19 protein-coding genes and 1 riboswitch are annotated in these 22,207 nt (G+C 66.2%); of the genes, 10 read left to right on the top strand and 9 right to left on the bottom strand.

Annotated features, from left to right (window positions below):
- Positions 1-13: 13 nt before the first annotated feature.
- Both J5J86_RS12805 and thiC read left to right on the top strand, forming a co-directional pair.
- The gene (locus J5J86_RS12805; protein ID WP_209098508.1) at positions 14-1,573 is read left to right on the top strand and encodes a class I SAM-dependent methyltransferase; all 1,560 of its coding nucleotides are present in this window, start codon (positions 14-16) and stop codon (positions 1,571-1,573) included.
- A 65-nt stretch (positions 1,574-1,638) separates the two neighbouring features.
- Positions 1,639-1,774, top strand: a riboswitch (TPP riboswitch).
- An 88-nt stretch (positions 1,775-1,862) separates the two neighbouring features.
- Complete coding sequence (gene thiC, locus J5J86_RS12800) at positions 1,863-3,728, top strand: phosphomethylpyrimidine synthase ThiC (protein ID WP_209098506.1); 1,866 nt, start codon at positions 1,863-1,865, stop codon at positions 3,726-3,728.
- 102 nt (positions 3,729-3,830) lie between these two features.
- Here thiC and J5J86_RS12795 read toward each other — a convergent pair whose 3' ends face one another.
- Together J5J86_RS12795 and J5J86_RS12790 are read right to left on the bottom strand one after the other, a co-directional pair.
- Positions 3,831-4,784 (bottom strand): DnaJ C-terminal domain-containing protein, encoded by a 954-nt coding sequence (locus J5J86_RS12795; RefSeq protein WP_209098504.1) that lies wholly within the window; start codon positions 4,782-4,784, stop codon positions 3,831-3,833.
- Between the two features lie 82 nt (positions 4,785-4,866).
- Positions 4,867-5,376 carry an RT0821/Lpp0805 family surface protein gene (locus tag J5J86_RS12790; protein ID WP_209098502.1) on the bottom strand — a complete coding sequence of 170 codons (510 nt, stop codon included), beginning with the start codon at positions 5,374-5,376 and terminating at the stop codon, positions 4,867-4,869.
- Between the two features lie 17 nt (positions 5,377-5,393).
- Between J5J86_RS12790 and pdxH the strand changes: the two genes are divergently transcribed.
- Together pdxH and J5J86_RS12780 are read left to right on the top strand one after the other, a co-directional pair.
- Positions 5,394-6,032, top strand: a complete 639-nt coding sequence (pdxH, locus tag J5J86_RS12785) for a pyridoxamine 5'-phosphate oxidase (protein WP_209098500.1) — start codon at positions 5,394-5,396, stop codon at positions 6,030-6,032.
- A gap of 44 nt (positions 6,033-6,076) precedes the next feature.
- A complete protein-coding gene (locus J5J86_RS12780; protein ID WP_209098498.1) occupies positions 6,077-6,826 on the top strand; it encodes an SDR family NAD(P)-dependent oxidoreductase in 750 nt (249 codons plus the stop codon).
- 6 nt (positions 6,827-6,832) lie between these two features.
- On the opposite strand, the gene J5J86_RS12775 is transcribed toward J5J86_RS12780, so the two are convergent.
- Together J5J86_RS12775 and J5J86_RS12770 are read right to left on the bottom strand one after the other, a co-directional pair.
- On the bottom strand, positions 6,833-7,810 hold the full coding sequence (locus J5J86_RS12775; RefSeq protein ID WP_209098497.1) for a magnesium transporter CorA family protein: 978 nt from the start codon (positions 7,808-7,810) through the stop codon (positions 6,833-6,835).
- 90 nt (positions 7,811-7,900) lie between these two features.
- Positions 7,901-8,107 carry a hypothetical protein gene (locus J5J86_RS12770; RefSeq protein WP_209098495.1) on the bottom strand — a complete coding sequence of 69 codons (207 nt, stop codon included), beginning with the start codon at positions 8,105-8,107 and terminating at the stop codon, positions 7,901-7,903.
- Positions 8,108-8,509: 402 nt separating this feature from the next.
- Here J5J86_RS12770 and J5J86_RS12765 point away from each other — a divergent pair, with 402 nt between their 5' ends.
- Entirely contained in the window at positions 8,510-9,022 is a 513-nt protein-coding gene (locus J5J86_RS12765; protein WP_342449046.1) for a L,D-transpeptidase, read from the top strand.
- Positions 9,023-9,492: 470 nt separating this feature from the next.
- On the opposite strand, the gene J5J86_RS12760 is transcribed toward J5J86_RS12765, so the two are convergent.
- Entirely contained in the window at positions 9,493-10,527 is a 1,035-nt protein-coding gene (locus J5J86_RS12760; RefSeq protein ID WP_209098491.1) for an extensin-like domain-containing protein, read from the bottom strand.
- A 437-nt stretch (positions 10,528-10,964) separates the two neighbouring features.
- Here J5J86_RS12760 and J5J86_RS12755 point away from each other — a divergent pair, with 437 nt between their 5' ends.
- From J5J86_RS12755 to J5J86_RS12740, 4 genes are all read left to right on the top strand, one after another.
- Positions 10,965-11,669 (top strand): HAD family hydrolase, encoded by a 705-nt coding sequence (locus J5J86_RS12755; protein WP_209098489.1) that lies wholly within the window; start codon positions 10,965-10,967, stop codon positions 11,667-11,669.
- Positions 11,670-11,679: 10 nt separating this feature from the next.
- Positions 11,680-12,462, top strand: coding sequence for a DUF1499 domain-containing protein (locus J5J86_RS12750; protein WP_209098487.1), 783 nt, complete (start codon positions 11,680-11,682; stop codon positions 12,460-12,462).
- A gap of 141 nt (positions 12,463-12,603) precedes the next feature.
- Positions 12,604-13,767, top strand: coding sequence for a GGDEF domain-containing protein (locus J5J86_RS12745; RefSeq protein ID WP_209098485.1), 1,164 nt, complete (start codon positions 12,604-12,606; stop codon positions 13,765-13,767).
- Between the two features lie 259 nt (positions 13,768-14,026).
- On the top strand, positions 14,027-14,428 hold the full coding sequence (locus J5J86_RS12740; protein WP_209098483.1) for an HPP family protein: 402 nt from the start codon (positions 14,027-14,029) through the stop codon (positions 14,426-14,428).
- 7 nt (positions 14,429-14,435) lie between these two features.
- On the opposite strand, the gene clcA is transcribed toward J5J86_RS12740, so the two are convergent.
- The 3 genes from clcA to J5J86_RS12725 all read right to left on the bottom strand — a co-directional run bounded on the left by clcA (position 14,436) and on the right by J5J86_RS12725 (position 19,489).
- A complete protein-coding gene (gene clcA / locus J5J86_RS12735) occupies positions 14,436-15,803 on the bottom strand; it encodes a H(+)/Cl(-) exchange transporter ClcA (protein ID WP_247657573.1) in 1,368 nt (455 codons plus the stop codon).
- A 127-nt stretch (positions 15,804-15,930) separates the two neighbouring features.
- Entirely contained in the window at positions 15,931-17,691 is a 1,761-nt protein-coding gene (locus J5J86_RS12730; RefSeq protein WP_209098481.1) for an ABC transporter ATP-binding protein/permease, read from the bottom strand.
- Between the two features lie 172 nt (positions 17,692-17,863).
- Complete coding sequence (locus J5J86_RS12725) at positions 17,864-19,489, bottom strand: acyl-CoA synthetase (protein ID WP_209098479.1); 1,626 nt, start codon at positions 19,487-19,489, stop codon at positions 17,864-17,866.
- 193 nt (positions 19,490-19,682) lie between these two features.
- Between J5J86_RS12725 and J5J86_RS12720 the strand changes: the two genes are divergently transcribed.
- Positions 19,683-21,602: a propionyl-CoA synthetase gene (locus J5J86_RS12720; protein WP_209098477.1), complete on the top strand. Its 1,920-nt coding sequence runs from the start codon at positions 19,683-19,685 to the stop codon at positions 21,600-21,602.
- Positions 21,603-21,673: 71 nt separating this feature from the next.
- Here J5J86_RS12720 and J5J86_RS12715 read toward each other — a convergent pair whose 3' ends face one another.
- Positions 21,674-21,985, bottom strand: a complete 312-nt coding sequence (locus tag J5J86_RS12715) for a hypothetical protein (RefSeq protein WP_209098475.1) — start codon at positions 21,983-21,985, stop codon at positions 21,674-21,676.
- Between the last annotated feature and the right edge of the window lie 222 nt (positions 21,986-22,207).

The following is a 22,207-nucleotide window of genomic DNA, read 5'->3' as shown; positions in this document are numbered from 1 at the left end:
TCAGAGGCTCCTCATGACGTGTACCTGGTCGTCCGGCTATGTCAGCGACGTGGAATATCTGCCGGGCCTCTATGTCGAGCAGGCACCGGGCCATGTGATCCTGACTTGCCTTCTGAACGGCATCGCGCCGCCGCGCCTTGGGGGCGACTTCACCTATTGCGAGCTCGGCTGCGGCCAGGGCGTCACCGCGATCGTGATTGCGGCTGCCAATCCCACCATCCAAGTGGTTGCAACCGACTTCAACCCCGCCCACATCGCCCGGGCGCGCGATGCGGCGCAGACGGCGGGTATCGGCAATGTCACCTTTCTGGAGTTGAGCTTTGCCGACATGGCGGACGGCCAGGGCCTGCCCGATTTCGATATGGTGACGCTCCATGGCGTGTGGTCATGGATTGGCGCCGCCGACCGGGCCAACATCGCCGCGTTTCTCGCCCGCCGACTGAAGCCCGGCGGAGCGGTGTCGCTCTCCTACAACGCCATGCCGGGCTGGACCGCATTGCTGCCCATGCAGCGCCTGCTCGCCAGCCAGGCCAGCCTCCTGCAGGGCCGCTCGGATGAACGGGTGCTGCAGGCGCTTGAGTTCGCACGGCGGGTGCAGGATGCCGGCTCAGGGGTTGTCGGCGGGCCGGCGTTGCTTGACCAGATCCGCACCGGCAGCGGCAAGGTGGCGGCCACGGACCGGGCCGTTTATCTCGCCCATGAATATCTCAACGCAAATTGGCAGCCCCAATACCACATGGACACCGCCGGCCTGCTGGCGGATGCGAAACTGGCCTTCGTGGGCTCCGCGGCGCTCATGGAAAACTTTCCCGACCTCATGCTCAAACCTGCTCAGCGCGCCGTCCTGGATGATGTGCCGCCGGGTCCCTATCGGGAGACGCTGAAGGACTACATGGTCAACCGGCCTTTCCGGCGCGACGTGTTCGTACGCGGCGCCCGGCGCCTCTCGGACCGGGAGCGGGACCGGCAGTTGGAGCCCTTCGGCCTTGTTCTGACTGCCGTCCGGGGGGCCTGTCGCCTCACCCTTGATGTACCCGTAGGCTCCGCCCAATTGCCGGCCCGTCACTATGAGCCCATCCTGGACGCGCTTGCGGTCCGCCCCCACACCCTTGGTGAACTGAGGGCCCTGCCCGCGCTGAAGGACGATCCCGCTGCACCCTCAATGGTGGAAATGGCCGGAATCCTGATCGGCTCAGGCCAGGCGCTTGCGGTTCCAAGCGGCCTGTCGCCCGCCCCGAGCGCGACGACACGCCGCCTCAACCACGCCGCAGCCCGTGCGGTGGCCGAACAGCGCGCTGCGGTCGCAGAGATGGCCTCTCCGCTCACCGGCTCCGGTACGACGCTCACCACTGTGGAAGCCCTGGTCTTTGACGCCCTTGCCCACGGCCGGCCGCGCGATGAGGCGGCTCTCCTGGCCCATATCGCACCGACACTCATGGCGTCCAATACGCCTCTGATGCGGGACGGCAAGGTGATCGCAGAGCCACATGAGCGGCTGGAGACGGTACGGGAAGCGGTGGGCTGGAGCCTTCAGAACCGGGTCCATCTCTGGGAGGCGATGGGGCTCCTGTAAGGCAAACGTGGCCTGCATTGTTGCAGCGCAAGATTGACAGAAAAATCCTCTATGGCCCATGCTGGCATTATTCCAAGGGGAGCCCTGCGAGGGGGCTGAGAGATCGCCTTCCGGTTTGGTCGTCATGACCGCCGGCGCCGCGATGACCCTTTGAACCTGATCCGGGTCATGCCGGCGAAGGGATCGGAACCAGCCCAAGCCAGAGCTCCCGGTGGGAGTCCTATTGGGCAAACCGCCTCCTGAAGCTCATCCCGGATCTCATTTGCAGCGCGAGCTGAAGGAGATCCGCATGCTTGACGAAACCTCGACCTCGTCCCTGAAGGTCACCACCGGGCCCCTGCCCCACTCCAGGAAGGTCCATATCGCCTCCGGCCGTCCCGACGTGCAGGTGGCCATGCGGGAGATCACGCTCTCCGATCCGGCTGAGCGCCCCGTTCGGGTCTATGACACGTCCGGCCCCTATACCGACCCCACCGCCCTCATCGACCTCACGAAGGGCCTGCCGGACCTGCGTCGCGCCTGGATCCTGGAGCGGGGCGACGTGGAAGAGGTGGAAGGCCGTGCCCGCAAGCCCGAGGATGACGGCCTGAAGCCTGGCCAGGTGAGCCACCTGCCCGCCTTCGACCGTGGCGACCGCAAGCCCTTGCGCGCCAAGGCGGGCAAGCGCCCCACCCAGATGGCCTATGCCCGCGCCGGCATCATCACGCCGGAAATGGAATATGTGGCCGCGCGCGAGAATCTCGCCCGCGCCAATGGCGGGGCCCATCCCCATCACCAGGCCATGAGCCTCGGCGCCGCCATCCCCACCGATATCACCGCCGAGTTCGTGCGCCAGGAAGTGGCGCGCGGACGGGCCATCATCCCGGCCAACATCAACCATCCCGAAATCGAGCCGATGGCCATCGGCCGCAACTTCCTGGTAAAGATCAACGCCAATATCGGCAACTCAGCCGTCACCTCCGGCGTCGCCGAGGAAGTGGACAAGCTGGTGTGGGCCATCCGCTGGGGCGGCGACACGGTCATGGACCTGTCCACCGGCAAGAACATCCACACCATCCGCGAATGGATCGTCCGCAATTCGCCGGTGCCGATCGGCACCGTGCCGATCTACCAGGCGCTGGAAAAGGTCGGCGGCGTGGCCGAGGACCTGACCTGGGACATCTTCCGGGACACGGTGATCGAGCAGGCCGAGCAGGGCGTGGACTATATGACGGTGCATGCCGGCGTCCGGCTGCCCTATATCCCGCTGACCGCCAACCGCGTCACCGGCATCGTCTCGCGCGGCGGGTCGATCATGGCCAAGTGGTGCCTCGCCCACCACAAGGAGAGCTTCCTCTACGAGCATTTCGAGGAATTGTGCGAGATCCTGTCCTGGTATGACGTCTCCTTCTCGCTGGGCGACGGCCTGCGGCCCGGCTCCATCGCGGACGCCAATGACGCCGCCCAGTTCGCCGAGCTGGAGACGCTGGGCGAACTGACCGAGATCGCCTGGAAGTATGATTGCCAGGTGATGATCGAGGGGCCCGGCCATGTGCCGCTCCATCTCATCCGCGAGAATGTGGAGAAGCAGCTCAAGGTCTGCCATGAGGCCCCCTTCTATACGCTTGGCCCGCTGGTCACCGACATCTCCCCCGGCTACGACCATATCTCCTCGGCCATCGGCGCGGCGATGATCGGCTGGTTCGGCACCGCCATGCTCTGTTACGTGACCCCCAAGGAGCATCTGGGCCTGCCCAACCGGGATGACGTGAAGGCCGGCGTCATCTCCTACAAGATCGCCGCCCACGCGGCGGACCTCGCCAAGGGCCACCCCGCCGCCCGCATCCGGGACGACGCGCTCTCCCGCGCCCGCTTCACCTTCCGCTGGCGCGACCAGTTCGCCCTCTCCCTCGACCCGGAGACGGCCGAATCCTTCCACGACGAGACCTTGCCGGCGGAGGGCGCCAAGGTGGCGCACTTCTGCTCCATGTGCGGGCCGAAATTCTGCTCCATGAAGATTTCCCAGGAGCTGAAGATCGAGGCCGGCGACATTGCCCGCGCCGAGGCCGACAATCAGGCGGCCGCCGGCATGGCCGAGATGTCCAAGAAGTTCCGCGACGGCGGCAGCGAGATCTATCGCCCCGCCCCCGACGTGGCACCCCCGCCTTCCGCCTGAAAAAACCCGGGCTCACCCCGGCGGGGATGAGCCCCCCAAACGAGAAAAGCCCGCGCCGGTCCAGCCGGCGCGGGCTTTTTCTTGGATAAGTCTGGGTCCCGCTCAGGCACCGGCCGTGCCCCGGCGCTTGCGCATCAGTTCGGCCAGCGCCTCGTCATGGTCGGACGGGAGCGCCACATTGACGGTCACCAGCAGGTCGCCATGGCCGCCGGCTGCCTTGGGCAGCCCCTTGCCGCGCAGGCGGAAGGTGCGCCCGCCCGATGTCCAGGCGGGAATGTTGAGGTCCACCGCGCCGGACAGGGTGGGCACGCGCACCTTGGCGCCGAGCACCGCGTCCTCAAGCGGCACGGGTGCATCATAGCGGATGTCCTCGCCTTCCCGCTTATAGTTGGCATGGGGCGCATAGGAGATGGTCACATAGGCATCGCCTGGCGCGCCACCCATGGGGCTTGGCTCGCCCTGGCCCTTCATGCGCATGCGGTGGCCTTCCAGCGTGCCGGCGGCGATCTTCACCTCCACCTGCTTGCCATTGGGCAGCATCACGCGCTTGGTGGCGCCGTGGACCGCTTCCTCATAGCTGACCGCGAGCGTCAGCTCGGTATCCGCACCCGCTTGCGGCGCAAATCCTCCGCCAGCGGAGCGCCGCTGTTTGCCGAAGCCGCCGAAAATATCCCCGAGATCCTCGAAGGACGCGCCGGCTCCCTTGCGCCCCTGGCGACGCACGCCTTCCGGACCGAAGGAAAAGCTCTCGAAGATGGTGTCGCCGTCGAAGCCGGAAAAGCCGCCAGGCCCCCGTCCGCCGCCACCGAAGCCGGCGAAATCGTGCATCTTGGGCTTGCCCTCGGCATCGATCTCGCCGCGGTCATACTGGCCGCGCTTGTCCTTGTCGGACAAAATCTCATAGGCGGAGTTCAGCTCCGCAAACTTGTCCTGCGCCTTCGGGTCGTCCTTGTTGGCGTCGGGATGCAGCTTCTTCGCCAGACGCCGATAGGCGCGCTTGATCTCGGCTTCGTCGGCGGCCTTGGCAACGCCGAGGATGTCGTATGGATCGCGCATGAATTCTCACCTCTGGGTCCCCGCTTCCGGGGGACCGCACCCGTCATTTGGGGGCGATGTTGCCCGATTGCAACGCCCCTGCTCAAGCGCGTCCGAGAACCCTGACCTGCGACAGACTGGTCTCGCCCTTGCCGTCCTTGCACGCCTCGCCCTGTACCCAATGTTCGCCCGTGGTGTCGACGATTCCAATGCGGAAATCGCGACACCCATTGTCCTTCACGGCACCGAGCGGCGTCGCCGTCCCACGCGCGCCGGTGGAAGGGTTATCCCACGGCATGCTTGCGCCGGCCTCGCGCACCTGAAGCGCCTGGGCGAGCGCCATCTTTGCATGGGACCAGTCGCTGGCGCCAATCCCCTGGGGCACGGGGCCCTCTGGCACGGGCGCCGAGACCGGCTGCACCTTCAGCGAGCCGGTGACGATAGGGTCCGAATCCAGGAACGACAGAGTGCCGCATCCACCCACGCTCGCCACAGCCAGCAGGCCCAATGCGCCCTTCAGGCACAGGCGCAGTGCTGGGCGCAGGCCGCTAATACCCTTATATAGGCCCGATCTCGCACGGCCGTACGCCGCACTGACTTCAAGACGCGACACGGGAAGGGCCCCCATACATGACCGATGCCACCAAGGAAGCCCCAAATCCCTTAACGTCCGGTGATTTCACCCTTGCCGACGAACCATTTCGTCTTTTTTCTGAATGGCTTTCCGACGCAGAGCGGTCCGAGCCCAATGATCCCAACGCCATGACGCTGGCAACCGTCGACGAGACCGGCCTGCCCGACGCCCGCATGGTGCTGCTGAAGGGCCTTGATACCCGCGGATTTGTGTTCTTCACCAACACTGAGAGCGCCAAGGGCCGCGAGTTGGCTGGTAATCCGAAGGCAGCCCTTGTGTTCCACTGGAAGTCGCTGCGCCGCCAGGTGCGGGTGCGCGGGCCGGTGGAACAGGTCACCGAGCAAGAGGCGGACGACTATTTCGCCACCCGTCCGCGCCTGTCCCAGATCGGCGCCTGGGCCAGCCGCCAGTCGCGCCCGCTTGAGGGCCGATTCGCGCTCGAAGCAGCTGTGGCCAGCACCACGGCAAAATATGCCATCGGGACCGTCCCCCGCCCGCCCCATTGGACCGGGTTCAGGATCGTGCCCGTGGCAGTGGAATTCTGGCATGATCGCCCGTTCCGACTGCACGACCGCGTCGTCTTCCGCCGCCCCTCTGCTGATACCCCCTGGGAGCGCACGCGGCTCTTCCCCTGAGCCGGCGCCGGCGCTCTTTTCTCATTCACAGGACGAACCCGATCATGCCCCCCGCCTCCAACCAGCCTCCGCGCATCATGCTGCTGACCGGCGCCTCCCGGGGGATCGGGCACGCGACGGTGAAGCGATTCTCAAGCGCCGGCTGGCGGGTCATCACCTGCTCGCGCCAGCCTTTCCCCGAGCAATGCCCGTGGGCGGCGGGACCGGAGGACCATATCCAGGTGGACCTCTCCGATCCCGACAACACCCTGGAGGCTGTGCAGGAGATCAAGAACCGCCTTCCGGCCGGCGAGTTGCATGCCCTGGTCAACAATGCCGGCATCTCGCCGAAGGGACCGGGCGGCACGCGGCTCGATACGCTGGACACCGCCTGGAGCACCTGGACTCAGGTGTTCCAGGTGAATTTCTTCGCCCCCATTCTGCTGGCGGGCGGGCTTCGGGAGGAATTGCGCAAGGCCAAGGGCTCGGTGGTGAACGTCACCTCCATCGCCGGTTCTCGCGTGCACCCCTTCGCCGGCGCAGCCTATGCCACCTCCAAGGCGGCACTGGCGGCCCTGACGCGGGAGATGGCGCGGGACTTCGGTCCCATTGGCGTGCGCGTGAACGCCATCGCGCCAGGCGAGATCGACACGGCCATCCTCTCTCCCGGCACGGACAAAATCGTCGCCGAAATCCCCATGCGGCGCCTCGGTACCCCCGATGAGGTGGCCAAGATCATCTATGTGCTGTGCACGGAGACCTCCTCCTACCTCAACGGGGCGGAGATCCACATCGACGGCGGCCAGGCGGTGTGATCGGCCCTAAAGCCAGCCCCGCCACTTGAAGAACAGGTAGGGCGTGATGGCCGATACCGCCATGGCCGTCAGCGCCAGGGGATAGCCGATAGCGGCATGAAGCTCCGGCATGTGCTGAAAGTTCATGCCGTAGATGGAGGCGATGAGGGTCGGCGGCATCAACACCACCGAAAGCACGGCGAAAATCTTGATGATGTTGTTCTGCTCGAGGCTGACCATGCCGATGGTGCCGTCCAGCAGGAATTGCAGCTTGTTGGCGAGGAAATTGGCATAGTCCGCCAGGCCCGCCACGTCGCGATGCATGGATTTCAGGGCCGAGCGCTGCTCCTTGGAGATGGCTTGCACATCCTCAATCTCCGCGCCCAGGAAAGCCAGCATACGAGAGAGAGACGAGAGGCTTTCCCGCGCGTAAGAGGTCAACCCCTCCTGGCGGCCTACATGGGTGAGGATCGCGCGATACTGCTTGTTGGCGTTGCCGCCCTGCTCGCGCTCGAACACGCGCTTCGACAGCCGCTCGATGCCTGCGGCGCAATGCTCCAGGACGTCGGCTGTGCGATCGATGATGGTGTCTAGGAATTCGAACAGCAGGACCTCGCCCGTCACCCGAACGGGGCAGGCCTTCTGCATGCGCTGCGCGAGCAGCGGAAAGGCTCGGGGTTCCGCATAGCGGACGGTGACCAGCTTGCCATTGGCGAGAATGAAGGTCACGGGCGTCACAGATGGGGTGTCGGTCATCGCCCCGCACAGGACGGACAGCGTCATGTATCGCGCCCCGTCCTGCACATAGAGCCGGCTGGACGGCTCGATTTCCTGCATTTCCTCGCGCGTCGGGATCTCCACCCCGACGGCAGCTTCAACCCGGCCGTCCTCCCCGTCTACTGGCGATACGAGATCAAGCCAGACGGCGTCCGAGGGGGCCGCATCCTGCGGACCCACGACCTGAGTCTTTAGAGCCCCACCTTGGGCGATATAGGCAACGAGCATCTACCGAATTCCACTCCGGGGACGGTGGGCGCAAGGCTATCGCGATGGGGTCGGGCATCGCCCCCGGCGGCGCGGCGCCGGGGCGTGCGATCAGCCCGGGAAATAGTCGAGATCGCGGAGGGTTACGACCTTGTTTTGCTTGGCGGCGGCAGCGGCCTTGGTGTCGCCGGCATAGCGGGCGGCGGCGGCGACGGCCGTGATGCCGATGTCGCGCCACTGGCTGACCTGGGCGGCGTGACGCTCCTGGTGAGACTCGGGACGGGCCTGCTGCTGCTGGCTCGGCTGGGACTGGTCCATCTTACCTTTCTCCGTAATCGGGCGCTCTGCCTAAGCCAGATACGCCGTGCTGTGAAGACACCTCACAGATGGTGAGCAACTGCGTCGAAACTGTGCAAACGCAGGGGCGTCACCAAGGTCATAGTGCGCAAGCATCGCCTAAAGCTTGCAACGCCGTCTTAACGGAACGCGAAGGCCGCTCTCTGAGACATTTTTGCCACGCCTTTTCCGCACCGCATCGTGGCGCCTTTGCGGCCCCTTCAAGGCCGCGACGCATTCCGGTAATCCATTCGCCACGAGTTGATTCCGTTCACCATAATTCACGAGGCGGTCATGACGATGCGGACGGTCCCGGCTGTTCTGCTCGCGGTTTTCTTGGCAGGTTGCGTCACTGAGACCCCTGCCCCGGCGCCTGAAGCCGCGATGAAGCCTCGGGATAAGCAGCTGCTCGCAAACGCGCCCTACGCGAAGGTCAAGCCCGAGGGGCAGTATGCGCGGCATATCGTGGAATATAAGGGCACCGAGAAGCCGGGCACGGTCATTGTCGATACCGACAAGAAGTTCCTTTATCTCGTGCAGGCTGACGGCACCGCCATCCGCTACGGAGTGACGGTGGGCGAGGAAGGTCTTGCCTTCCACGGCACCGCCAAGGTGGGCCGCAAGGCCGAATGGCCGAGCTGGACGCCCACCCCCGAAATTCACCAGCGCATTGCCGGTCTGCCCTCCTATGTGGGTCCCGGCCCGCACAATCCGATGGGGGCTCGCGCGCTCTACCTCTACCAGGGGTCCAAGGACACGCTCTTCCGCATCCACGGCACCAACCAGCCGGAATATCTGGGGCAGGCGATCTCGTCGGGCTGCATCCGCATGCTGAACGAGGACGTGATCGATCTTTATAACCGCGTGCCCACCGGCGCGACGGTGGTTGTTCTCTGAGGACATTATCCATCAGGGGCTGGGGAAGACGGCCGGTGCTCCAGGCGAGCGCCGGCCGTTTTTGTTTGTGCCCCGGACGCTCGGTTCACTCGTGCCCAGGGTCCCTCGCCAGACAGGGCACGCACGGTATGCGCACGTGAGTGTTTGAATTGCCCGCGGGTTGTCGCCTCATTGTCTCCCGTCGCGAGAAGAGGCGGGCGGCGGTCACAGGATGGGATGAGCTTTTGCCGTGGCGCGACCGAACCCTGGACCCGGTCGGCGGGACAGGCGCCGCGACCCGGTCACGCCGTGTTGCCTGGCGGTCATAAAGCCCAGCGCCTCAGACGCGCAGTCACCTGAACGCAGAGGACCGAGCCGCTCCCGTCCCCTCCCGCAAAAAGGCTTCAGCGTTCCGTGGACATGCCGCAGGGCTCTGTCCTTTCCAACACGCGTCCTTTCCGCGAACCGGTCCCAGTTCGCGTGGACGAGCTCTAGCCGCCTCTGGCGCGGTTCGGTCGGTCTCCCGGCAATGGCGGACGCGGGGTCGGGAAGGGAATGGGCGATGCATCCGCGAGCCGTGCGTCCGACGCCGGGGAAGAGCCCGAACCGGTTGCCGCTTCCCCCTCAGACTGCCCCGCGCGCGCCACCACGGGCTCTGCCGGTGGCGTTGGCCCCTTGATGGTCCACCGGCACAAGCGGATGTCCAGCCGGCGCTTGGCAATGTCCACGTGGATATGATCCTCGTGATAGCCGTCGGACCCCGGTCCGAGCACCGTGGTGAAGCGCTCGCAAGCGGAGGTCTTCATGGCGGTCTGCAGCGGAAGGGGAAGGCCGTTCTTCTTCACGTCCAGCACACGCTGGTCGGACAGCACGAAGCCGCCCACATCGATGGCATTGCCCCGGCCATGCTCGCTCATCTGCGCGCCCCGGATGCGGTTGCGGGGACGGCAGTCATAGGAGGCCGCCACCTTGATCGCTTCCAGCTGGGCGCCCATCGTCTCGATGGCGGGGGCCATATCGTCCCGCATCCAGTTGGTGAAATTCACGGCCGTCTCGCAGGCGAGCACGGCGGCCGGCTGCAACGTCACCAGCTTGCCGTCCTGAAGGCGGATGGCGGAAACCTTCACCGCCACTGGAAGCCCGCAGGCGCCCGGCGATTCGATGGCCGCCACGCGCACGGCCAGCATGGCCTGCTGGGCGACGAGGCTAGCGCATGCCTCCGGCAGGTCCTCGCCCGCCACGGCTTCGACACCGGACGGCTTCTGCGGTCGTCCCACCTGGCTGCCACTGGGGGGCGGCGGGGGAATGAGGAGGGGCGCCACCTCCTGGGCCGACGTTTCCGCCGCCTGGGTGCCGGGCGCATCGGGGGCGGATTGCGCGTCCTCCTCGGTCTCGTCTAGTTCCAGGGGACGCGGCTCGGGCAAGGGCACATAGGCGACGCGCTTTCCGCCTATGGTCAGCGGCTGGGGCGAGCGGGCTTGTCCGCCCGGCGCCTCCGCCGGACGGGGCCCCGGTTCCTCTGCCACGGCAGGGGCGGGCGCGGGCGCGGGCGGAGGGCTCTGGAAAAGCTGAAAGAAATTGGGCGCGGGCGGTGCCGACGCAGCGTCCGCCTGAGGTTCGGCCTCGCTCTCCTCCCCCATCTCCGCCTCAATGTCCGGCCGTGGCACGGGCAAGGGAACGGCACGGGCCGGCACCAGCGGCAGCAAAAGGAAGGCCAGGGCCAGGGCTGTGGATGTCCCCCCTCCGAACCGAGCGAGGGGACCGGGAAGGGAGGGCGTCCACCGGCGCAGCGGCGGAGGGTGAGCGGTGGAGCGCAATCTCATTCCGATGATCATAGTTAAATAATCCAGGAAAATGAATTCCCCCCATCCCATGGCCCCCGGCGGTTGTCCCGGAAGCCGGATCATGGTTCTTGAAGCTCAGGTGCGCCGCGCATTGAGCGGGTGCCGAAGCGGGATCGATGATGCGCGGTCTGAAAGCGCTCCTGTTCGACAAGGATGGCACGCTGGTGCATTTCGATCGCACCTGGGGGCCCTCGGCCGGCCATGTGATGCGCGTGCTGGCAGACGGGGACGCGGACGCCCTCGCGCGGCTGGAAGCGGTCAGCCATTATCTGCCCGACGAAGAACGCTTCCTGCCCTCGTCACCCCTGGTGGCCGGCTCATCGGCGCATTATGGCCCACTCTGGGCACAGGCGCTGGGCCTGCCAGCGGATCAAGCCTTGTTCGACCGCATCGATGTCCTGTTCTGCGACGCCGGGCTGCGGCACCTGACCCCCATCGGCCGGCCGGCCGACGTGCTCGGCCGACTGCACGCCGCCGGGCTTCGGCTCGCCATCGTCACCAATGACGCGGAAGAAAACGCCCGCACGCAAGCTGACGCGCTCGGCCTCATGGACTTCGTGGACCGCGTGCACGGCTACGATTCCGGCTTTGGATCGAAACCTGACCCGGGCATGGTCTCGGCTGCGGCCCATGCCTTCGGTTTGCCTCCCGGCGCGGTCGCGGTGGTCGGGGACAGCGCCCACGATCTTTCAGCCGCGCGCGGCGCGGGGGCGCGCTTCATCCTTGTGCGGTCGGGCCCGGCGCCGGTGGAGGACCTGGTGCCCCATTCGGACCTGGTGGTCGATTCCATCGACGATCTCCCTGCCAAGCTCCTGAACGGGTGAGGAGCGTCACATGCTGAAGCGCAGCCTCTATGTGGAGGAACGCCAGTCAGGCCTTGCCGCCTGGAGCCTGCGGCTTGCCTTGTTCGCCATCCCCGTCATCGCGCTCGCCGCCGGCCTCTATCGCGGCGGGATCCTCACCTTCGAGCCGGCGCTTGCCGCGCTGAGCACCGGCTTGGTTCTCGCTTTCTGCGGAGGTCTGCTCGGCATCGTCGCTTTCGTTTCCATCTGGGAGAGCGGATGGAAGGGGATGGGAAAGGCCGTCGGTGCGGTCGCCATTTCCCTGGTGCTGCTGGCGGGTCCCGCCGCGGTTCTCGCGCGCGGGATCATGTTGCCGCCGCTCACCGACATCACGACCGATCCGAGCGACCCGCCACGCTTCCGGGCCATGGGCTTTGCCCGGCCTCGGGAGGCCAATCCGGTGGACTATGTCGGCGCCACCGCCGCCGTTCTTCAGCGCGCGGCCTATCCGAGCATCAAGCCGATCGATCTCGATGCCACGCCCGAGGAAGCCTTCAACACAGTGCTGACTCTGGTGCAAAAGCGGCATTGGCGCATCGTCGATCTGGTCCCGCCCCGAGGCGGCGTGCGCGACGGGCAGATCGAGGCCATCGCCACCAATCCGGTCATGGGTTTTCGCACCGACGTCGTGATCCGCGTGCGTCCCACCGCCAAGGGGGCGCGTGTGGATATCCGCTCGGCATCCCGCTACGGAATTCACGACCTGGGCGAGAATGCGTGGCGGGTGAGCAGTCTGATGACCGACCTTAGTGCGGAGCGCCGCAAGAAGCGCTGAGGCGGGCCACGTACAGGGGGCCACGCGCAGGCTTGACGCTACGGCTAGGTGCGGGCACATCGCGGGGGGCGTGATGTGGGGTTCACGCGCCGCCCGCGGAAGCGCCAAGGCCTACTGGTCCAGCGCGAACAAGGCCCCCGCATGAACAGTGCGCTCTTCCTGCTCGTCATCAACATGGCCATCGGCCTGTGCTTTGCGGCAGGCTTCCTCGCGCTCAGCCAACGGGCCTCCACGCGTCTGGGCTGGTGGTGCGCGGCGGGCTTCCTGGCTGCGACCGCCACCGCCGCCACCGAGGCGTCCGGCTTTGCCCTCACCATGCCCCGGCTCATTTCGACCTTGTCCTTCGGCTTTCTCATGCTGGCGGCTGTGTTCATCGTCGCCGGGCTGCGGCGCCATTATAGCCCGGCCGAGACCAACCGGACCCTCTATGCCTTCGGCCTCGCGCTTGCCGTGCTCAATCCTCTGGTGATCTTCGAATTGCCTCGCGGCACGATTGGACAGGCGCTCGCCTACCAACTGCCCTTCGCCGCCGTGTTCGCCTTCGGCGCCCATAATGTTCTGGCCCGGGCGCAGCGGCCCGTCGATGTCACCGTGGGCGTCATCCTCGCGGCCGTTGCACTCCAGTTCATGGCCAAGGGCGCGCTCGGTCCGCTCGTGGGCGCGGGCCACGCCCCGGGCGTCGCCGACTATGTCTTCAGCCTCTACGCGTATTATTCGCAGACTCTCGGCAGCATTCTGTCCCTCGCTTTGGGGGTGAGTCTGTTCGCCCTTCTGACCGTCGAGGTGATGGAAGAGCACGCCCAGCACCTGCAGAAGGATGCCCTCTCGGGCCTGCGAAACCGGAGTGCCTTTTTCGCCGAAGCTGAAGCCGCGTTGCGGCGCCTGCCTGCGCGCCAGACCGCCGGCGTCGTGATCTGCGACCTCGACCACTTCAAGTCCGTCAATGATCGCTTCGGCCACGCGGCCGGCGACGAGGTGATTGCCCGCTTCGGCGCCCTGCTCGGAGAAGCTGGCGGCAAAGACGGCATTGCGGGGCGGATCGGAGGGGAGGAATTCTGCCTTCTCCTGCCCTCCGGCGGGCTGGAGCGCAGCACCGCGCGGGTGGAGTGGCTGCGCAAGCGCCTCGCGGAAGCCCGCTTCCTGAACCTGCCCACCGGCATCACGGTCACCGCCAGCTTCGGCATCACCGCGGCTGGGGCCCGCGAGCCGTTGCCCGATGCCTTGCGGCGTGCGGATCTCGCGCTCTACCGGGCCAAGGCCGAGGGGCGGAACGACTACCGGATCGCCCCGACCACGCCGCACTGATTTGCATCTTCGCAACACTTGGCGGGAACAGGAGGCGCGGCCGCATTTGCCAGTTGCTGCCCTATCGGCGCTCTTATTTGATGACGGCATGACGCTCGAAAAGCCGCCACACCAGGATGCCACCTCCCCTTCCCTCGCCGCGCTTCCGGCTCCGGCGGGAGGGACGGGCAGGCGTGCGGCCGAAGGGGGTCTTCCCGTTCGTCGGCAGGTTTTTCTCTGGGGATGGCGCGCCCTTGGCGCGGGCCTTGCGGTGGGGGCCATGGAACTGGCGGCAGACCTCGGCGAAACGCCGGTCTCCCTGATCCCCTTCGCCACCTCCATCGCCGTGGTCATGGGCATGCCCGATGCTGACCCCGCCCAGCCGCGCGCGCTGATCGGCGGGCATGTGATTTCAAGCCTCGTGGGATTCGCGATCCTGTGGCTGGCGGGGCCGTCCTATCCTGCGGCTGCGCTTGCGGTGGGCATCGCCTTTTTCGCCATGCAGGCCACCCGAACGCTTCACCCGCCGGCAGGCATCGACCCGCTCATCATCGTCCTGGAATCGCTCTCGCCCATCTTCCTTCTGGTGCCGCTGGCTGCGGGCTGCGTGCTTCTGACCGCCTATACCTATGTGTGGCACACCTTGGCCGGCGGGTCCCGTTGGCCGCGGCGCTGGCTTTAGCCGGGGTTCAGGACCGGCGCTCAGTCTCGTCCCAACCCCCGAGTTGATCCTCCGCTGGAGGCGACGGCGGCGTCTGCCCGGCGAGTCGCAGGGTCCGGTTCAGGAGCAGTTCGTAGATGGGTTCGCCGCCCAGCGCATCCGCCACCATATTGGCGAAGACGCAGGTGAGGATAACCGGCACCAGCAGCGTGTAGGCGCCGGTCAACTCCGCCACCAGCACCATGCCCACCAGAGGCGCGCGCACGGCGGACGAGAACAGGCCGCCCATGGCCGCGATGCCGAAGGCGGCGAGTGCGCCCGCCGGCAGGCCGATGGCGAAATCCAAAGCAGTTCCGAACAGGACGCCAATGGACGTGGCCAGCGCCAGGATCGGCGCGAAGATGCCGCCCGGAACGCCGGTCGAATAACTCGCCATGGTCATGACGAACCGGATCACCACGATGCCGGCCAAGATGAGCAGCGGCAGGCCTTCCGCCGCCAAGCCCTCGGCCAGTTGCTCCCCGCCCAGGGTTGCCTCCGGCCGCACGATCACCAGCACGCCGATGATGGCGCCGACGACGGCCGGCACCAGATAGAAGGACCATCTCAGGCCGACCGCACGGGCGGTATCGAGGGACCAGATCACCGATTTGTTGAACACCACGCCCACAGCGCCAAGAATGGCGCCCAGCACCACGAAGGCCGGCAGCAGAGCAAGCGGCATGTCGGGCACTTCGATGCGCATGTCCGGACCGACGCCGGCAATGCTTTCCGTGACGATGGCGCTCGTGACCGAAGCCAGAATCACCGCCGTATAGGTCCGCAGCCCGTAGGGAAACTGCCGGCGGGTCTCCTCGATCACGAACAGAATGGCCGCGAGCGGGGCATTGAAGGCGGCGGCAAGGCCAGCTGCGCCGCCCGCGGCGAGCAGGCCGCGCGTGTCCCGCAGAGAAAGCCCGAACTTTTCCGCGCAGGCCTGGGCCACTGAGGCGCCCATATGGATGGTCGGGCCTTCACGTCCCACTACCAGGCCGGAGCCGAGTGCCAGCACGCCGCCGACGAACTTGACGGGCAGGATGCGCCGCCAGCGCACCTGCCGCAGGCCCTCCATGGCGCCCTCGATCTCCTGCACGCCGGATCCGGCCGCTTCCGGGCAGTAGGTCCGCACCAGCCACACGGAGGCGACCACCATGATCGCAGCCAGCGCCGCCATGCCGGGCAGAAGGAAGGGCCCCTCCACGGTGTCGCGCACCAGAGTGGGCCAGTGCGCGGCCTCGGTGGTGGCGATGTGGAAGAAGGTGCCGATGGCGCCGACCCCGGCCCCGACCAGGATCGCTATGGCGTAATAGGCGGAATCGTGCAGCCGGCCAGCCGTTTCAGTCTTGCGTTCCTGCACGGTGCCCGGCCTCCCTCACCCCGGAGACACAGCATGTCTCCAGGTGAGGACATAACGGAGGCCCGGCGGCCCCTGCAAGGTCAAACGGCGCGGAGGGCTCTCCTCTGCCCTTCGCTGCCGTTATGTGTCAGGCTTCCGCCGCCAGCACCGGTGCCCCCGCCTCCACGAGACGGCGCGGGGCGCCCTCGCCCTGCAGCACAAGAATTCGGTCGTGGAGGCCCTTGAGGGTGGCCCGGTGGCCGATGGACAGCAGCGTCGTGCCCGGCATGCGATGCCGCAGCAACTGGTAGACGGCGGCCTCGGACGGCTCGTCGAGCGCGGCGGTGGCCTCGTCCAGAAGCAGAATGGCGGGTTGCGCCAGGAGGGCGCGGGCGAGCGACAGGCGCTGCTGTTCGCCGAGCGAAAGCACATGCGGCCAAAGGGCCGACTCCTCCAGCCGCCCGCACAATCCCGGAAGCCCGACCGCCTCGAGCGCCGCGCAGAGCGCGTCCCGGGTGTGGATCTGAGGATCCTGAGGGTAGGCCAGCGCCGCATCCAGCCGCCCGACCGGCACATAGGGCTTCTGTGGCAGAATCATCAGCCGACTCGGCGCTTCGATGCCGAGCCGGCCCGATCCGAATGGCCAGATGCCGGCCATGGCACGGAAGAGCGTGGTCTTTCCGGAGCCCGACGGCCCCATCACCAGCACATGCTCGCCCCGGACGATGGCGACGCCCTCCACCTTGATGATGGGCGCGTCGGTGGGAAGGCGGATGTCCATCTCGTCCATGGTCATGGCGCGGGGCAGGTCGGATGCCGCGACCGGGGTGCGCACGAAGGATGGCGCCTGCGCCTGCCTCTTCGCGGCCGCCATGGAGGCCTCGAAGCCGGTGAGGCGGTTCACCACTGCGGCCCATTCGGCCAGCGTGGAATAGGAGGTGATGAAGAATGAGAAGGAGCCCTGAACCGAAGAGAAGGCACTGGCCGTCTGCATCAGGGGGCCGAGCAGGATGGCGCCGGAGAAATAGGCGGGCGACACCACCACGAAGGGGAAAATGGTCGAGATCTGGTTGTAGCCGGCGGTAAACCAGGTGAGGCGCTTCTGCGCCCGCATCAGGTCGAAGAAATTGCCCCAGATGCGCTCGAAGCGGCCGGAGAGATGACGCTCTTCCGCCTGCTCGCCCTTGAGAAGGGCGATCTGCTCGCTGTTCTCGCGCACGCGCACCAGATCCACGCGGAAATCGGCTTCATAGCGCTGCTGGTTGTAGTTGAGCCGCACCAAAGGTCGACCGATCAGGTGCGCCAGCCAGGTTCCCACCGCCGCATAGATGAGGGCGGCCCAGAACAAATAGCCCGGCACCACCATTTCCGTGCCGAAGAGCTGCAGGTCATAAGAGCCCGAAAGGCCCCACAGAATGACGCTGAAGGAGGCAAGCGAGACCACCGTGCCGAGGAGCCCGATGCCCACCCCGATGGTCTGGGAGACAAAGAGGTTCACATCCTGCGCGATGCGCTGATCGGGATTGTCGGCCGGATCGCCGGACAGGCGCAGACGGTAATGGGTGTCGTCGGCGAGCCAATGCTCCATATAACGCGTGGTCAGCCAGCGCCGCCAGCGGATCTCGAGCCATTGCTTCAAGTAGATCTGATAGACCGCGATCGCGATGGCGCAGACGGCGATGGCACAAAAGATCAGAAGTTGGCGTTTGAACTCAGCGTAATTCTTTTCCTGGATGGCATTATAGAAGGCGGAATTCCACTCATTGAGCAGAACGGTCGCATAGACCCAGGCCAATTCGAGCGCGATGACCGCGCCCAGCAGGCCGAGGGCGATCCACCGCTCCTCGCTCTTGAAGTAGGGAATCGCAAGCCGGCGGATGTCGCCGAGGAGAGAGAAGAAGGCTTTCATGCGGGCAAGGTTCCGATTCAAGCCGGCACCTTACTCCACTTTTAACTGGCGGGAGGATGACCGGCACATTACGGGTTCTTCATTCCCGCATCCGTGATTGGATACCGGAGCGGACCTGACCTTCCGGAATGGAGACTTCAGGCCGGCTCCCTATTCTCGCATCTGCGCTGGCTCACATCTCCTTGGCCATCTCGCGCAGCCGGAACTTCTGGATCTTGCCGGTGGAGGTCTTGGGGATCTCCTCGAACACCAGGTGCCGGGGGCATTTGTAGTGGGCAAGGTGCGCGCGGCAATGGGCGAGGAGCTCCTCCACCGTGGCGGTGGCGCCTTCCCGAAGCTCCACAAAGGCCACGGGCGTCTCTCCCCACTTCTCATCAGGACGGGCCACCACAGCCGCGGCCGCCACCGCCGGATGTTTGTAGAGGGCATCCTCCACCTCGATGGAGGAGATGTTCTCGCCACCCGAAATGATGATGTCCTTGGAGCGGTCCTTCAGTTGCACATAGCCGTCGGGATGCTTGACGCCGAGATCCCCGGAATGGAACCAGCCGCCCTCGAACGCCTTCTGCGTGGCAGACGGGTTCTTTAGATAGCCCTTCATAACCACATTGCCCCGGAACATCACCTCGCCGAGCGTGGTGCCGTCGGCGGGCACCGGCACCATGGTCTCGGGGTCCATCACATCCAGGGCCTCAAGCGCCGAATAGCGCACGCCTTGCCGTGCCTTCTTCACGGCCCGTTCCTCGGCGGGCAGGTCGTTCCATTCGTCATGCCAGTCATTGACCACCGCAGGTCCGTAGACCTCGGTCAAGCCATAGACATGGGTCACGTTGAAGCCCGCGTCCTGCATGGCCGCGAGCACCGCCTCCGGCGGCGGGGCGGCGGCGGTGATGAAGTCCACCACATGCGGCAGTGGGCGCTTGTCGGCGGCCGGTGCATTCAGCAACGTCGACATGACGATGGGCGCGCCGCACATATGGGTCACGCCATGGTCGGCAATGGCGTCGAAGATGGGCTTGGCCCGCACCTGCCGCAGGCACACATGGGTGCCGGCCACGACCGAGACGGACCAGGGAAAGCACCAGCCGTTGCAGTGGAACATGGGCAGCGTCCACAGATAGACGGGATGCTTGCCCATGGTGCAGGTCACCACATTGCCCACCGCCAGGAGATGGGCACCGCGATGATGGTAGACGACGCCCTTGGGATCGCCCGTGGTGCCCGACGTATAGTTGAGGGCAATGGCATTCCATTCGTCAGGTGGCATGGCCCAGGCATAGTTGGGGTCGCCGGCGGCGATGAAATCCTCATATTCCAATTCGCCGATGCGGTCTCCCGCGCCGGTGAATTCGGGATCGTCATAGTCGATCACCAGCGGCTTAACCTTGGCAATGGCCAGCGCCGCCTTGATGACGGGAGAGAATTCCCGATCGGTGATAAGCACCTTTGCCTCGCCATGGTCGAGGGTGAAGGCCAGGATCGCGGCATCAAGGCGGGTATTGAGGGAATTGAGCACCGCCCCGCACATGGGCACGCCGTAATGGGCTTCCAGCATGGCTGGCACGTTGGGCAGCATGACCGCCACAGTGTCGCCGACCCCCACGCCCCGCTGCTCCAGCGCGGAGGCGAGCCGGCGGGCGCGGGCATAGAAATCCCCATAGGTGCGGCGCAGTTTGCCATGGATGATGGCGGTGCGCTCGGGGAAGACGCGCGCCGCCCGCTCCAGGAAGCCGAGCGGCGTCAGCGGCTGGTAGTTGGCGGGGTTGCGGTCGAGATCCCTGTCATAGATGCCCGGCATCGGTTTCCCCCTTGACGTGTCCGTTTATGATGTCGTCCGCCAGCGCGGCTTGCGCTGAACCTAGCTGAGCGGTTCGCATGGGCGCAATCGCCGAGCCGGTCGACGAAGGTCTTACGCATATGAGCGGACTTGTGCGCGCGCAACTTCCGCGCATCATCCGCCACAATCACAAGACGCGCGAGGGGAGGTCGCCATGGTCGAGCCCACATCCAGCCGCTATGCCGAGGTTTATGCCCGGTGGAAAGCCGATCCGCAGGCCTTCTGGGCGCAAGCGGCGAGCGATATCGAATGGGTGGCCCAGCCACGCACGGTGTTCGATCCGGACCTTGGCGTCTATGGCCGCTGGTTCGTCGGCGGCGTCTGCAACACCTGCTACAATGCAGTGGACCGGCATGTGGCCGCCGGCCGCGGCGGGCAGGTGGCGCTCATCCATGACAGCCCGGTCACCGGCAGCAAGTCCAGCCTCACCTATTCCGAACTGCTGGCCGAGGTGCGCACGCTCGGCGCCATCCTGCGGGACATGGGCGTGGAAAAAGGCGACCGCGTCGTCATCTACATGCCCATGGTTCTGGAAGCCGTCATCGGCATGCTCGCCTGCGCCCGCATCGGCGCGGTGCATTCGGTGGTCTTCGGCGGGTTCGCCGCCAAGGAGCTGGCGGCGCGCATTGATGATGCTGCGCCCAAGGTCATCCTTGCCGCCTCCTGCGGCATCGAGCCCAACCGCATCGTGCCCTATAAGCCGCTGCTCGACGCCGCCATTGAGATGGCAGAGGCGAAGCCGACCGCCTGCCTGATTCTCCAGCGCCCGCAATTGCATGGAACGTTGATGGCGGGCCGGGACTTCGACTGGTCGGAGCGCCGCGCCGTGGCGGCCGGGGAAGGTCGCGGGGTGGACTGCGCGCCCATGGGCGCCACCGACCCGCTCTATGTGCTCTACACCTCCGGCACCACCGGCAAGCCCAAGGGCGTGGTGCGTGACACCGGCGGCCACATGGTGGCGCTGCGCTGGACCATGGAGAACCTCTACGGCCTGAAGACCGGCGACGTGTTCTGGACCGCCTCGGACGTAGGCTGGGTGGTCGGGCACTCCTATATCGTGTACGGCCCGCTCCTCATGGGCTGCACCTCCGTGGTCTATGAGGGCAAGCCCGTGGGCACGCCCGATCCCGGCGCCTTCTGGCGGATGATCGAGAAGTACAAGGTCGCTGCCCTCTTCACGGCGCCCACCGCGTTGCGCGCCATCAAGAAGGAAGACCCGGAGGGCACCTATCTGAAGGGGCACGACCTGTCGTCCCTGCGGACGCTATTCCTGGCCGGGGAGCGGGCGGACCCCGATACGGTCAAGTGGGCAGAGGCCACCCTGAACGTGCCGGTGGTCGATCATTGGTGGCAGACGGAAACTGGCTGGGCCATCGCGGGCAATCCGGTCGGCCTCGGGCTTCTGCCCGTCAAGCTGGGCTCGCCCACCGTGCCCATGCCCGGCTACGACCTCCAGATCGTGGACGAGGCCGCCAAGCCCTTGCCGGCGGGAACCATGGGCTCCATTGTCATCAAGCTGCCCTTGCCTCCCGGCTGCCTGCCAACCCTTTGGCATCAAGATGAGCGCTTCGCCGAGAGCTACCTCGCGGAGTTCCCCGGCTACTACAAGACCTCCGACGCCGGCTTTGTGGACGAGGACGGCTATGTCTTCGTCATGGGCCGCACCGACGACATCATCAATGTGGCCGGCCATCGCCTCTCCACCGGCGGCATGGAAGAGGTGCTCGCCTCCCACCCCGACGTGGCCGAATGCGCCGTCATCGGCGTCAAGGACAGCCTGAAGGGCGAAGTGCCCTGCGGCTTCGTGGTACTGAAGGCCGGCGAGCGGCGGGCACCGGATGTAATCGAGAAGGAACTGGTGGAGTTGGTCCGCGAGCGGATCGGCCCGGTGGCGGCCTTCAAGCTCGCCTTGACCGTGCCGCGCCTGCCAAAGACGCGCTCGGGCAAGATCCTGCGCGGGACCATGAAGAAGATTGCCGATTCGGACCCCTGGACCGCCCCCGCCACCATCGACGATCCCGGCGCCCTGGAGGACATCACCATCATCCTCAAGCGGCGCGGCTTCGGCAGCTAGGTGGACCGCAGAAGAAGAGAGGGTGGCGCATGCTCTATCAATGGGTTAGAGGGCGCCACCCTCGTCTTGCTTCAGCGACCGCCCGTGTCCGTGGTCGGATCCCAGCAGGTATAGCCAATGGGGCATTGCTGCATATCCTTTGTCTGCAGCCACGCCGGCTTGGTCACCATTGCCTCGGGGCAGAAGGCCAGATCCTTGACGTAGCGGTTGAAGACGTTGGGACCCGTAGCCAGAACGGCCGCCCCGGTGCGGTTCACCAATGCCTGCGCCTCGCTGCAAGTCATGTCGAGCGTCTGCGGCATGCCCTGCGCCGCCGCGCTGCCGGAAAACGCGAAGGGGCTGACCGCGAGCAAGACCACGGTAAGCGTGCGGACGAAATGCATCTGATCCTCCTTGGCAGGCGCCCCCTTCGTGTCGGGCTTTGGAACGGCGCCTCGCCGACCTCTTTTAACCCAAGGTCACGGCTCCAGCATTGACCCAGGCACGCACGGCGCGCCGTTCCCGCAAAGGTGATCGAACACGCGCCCGTCGCATGCTGTGCACGCCCTATCGGCGATGCAGCATCAGCTTGCTATACATGGCGCCGGTTTGAGGCTGCCCCCATG

The sequence above is a fragment of the Aquabacter sp. L1I39 genome, from assembly GCF_017742835.1.
In the GTDB taxonomy this organism is placed as follows: Bacteria; Pseudomonadota; Alphaproteobacteria; order Rhizobiales; family Xanthobacteraceae; genus L1I39.
This window is presented reverse-complemented; position numbering and strand designations above follow the sequence as displayed.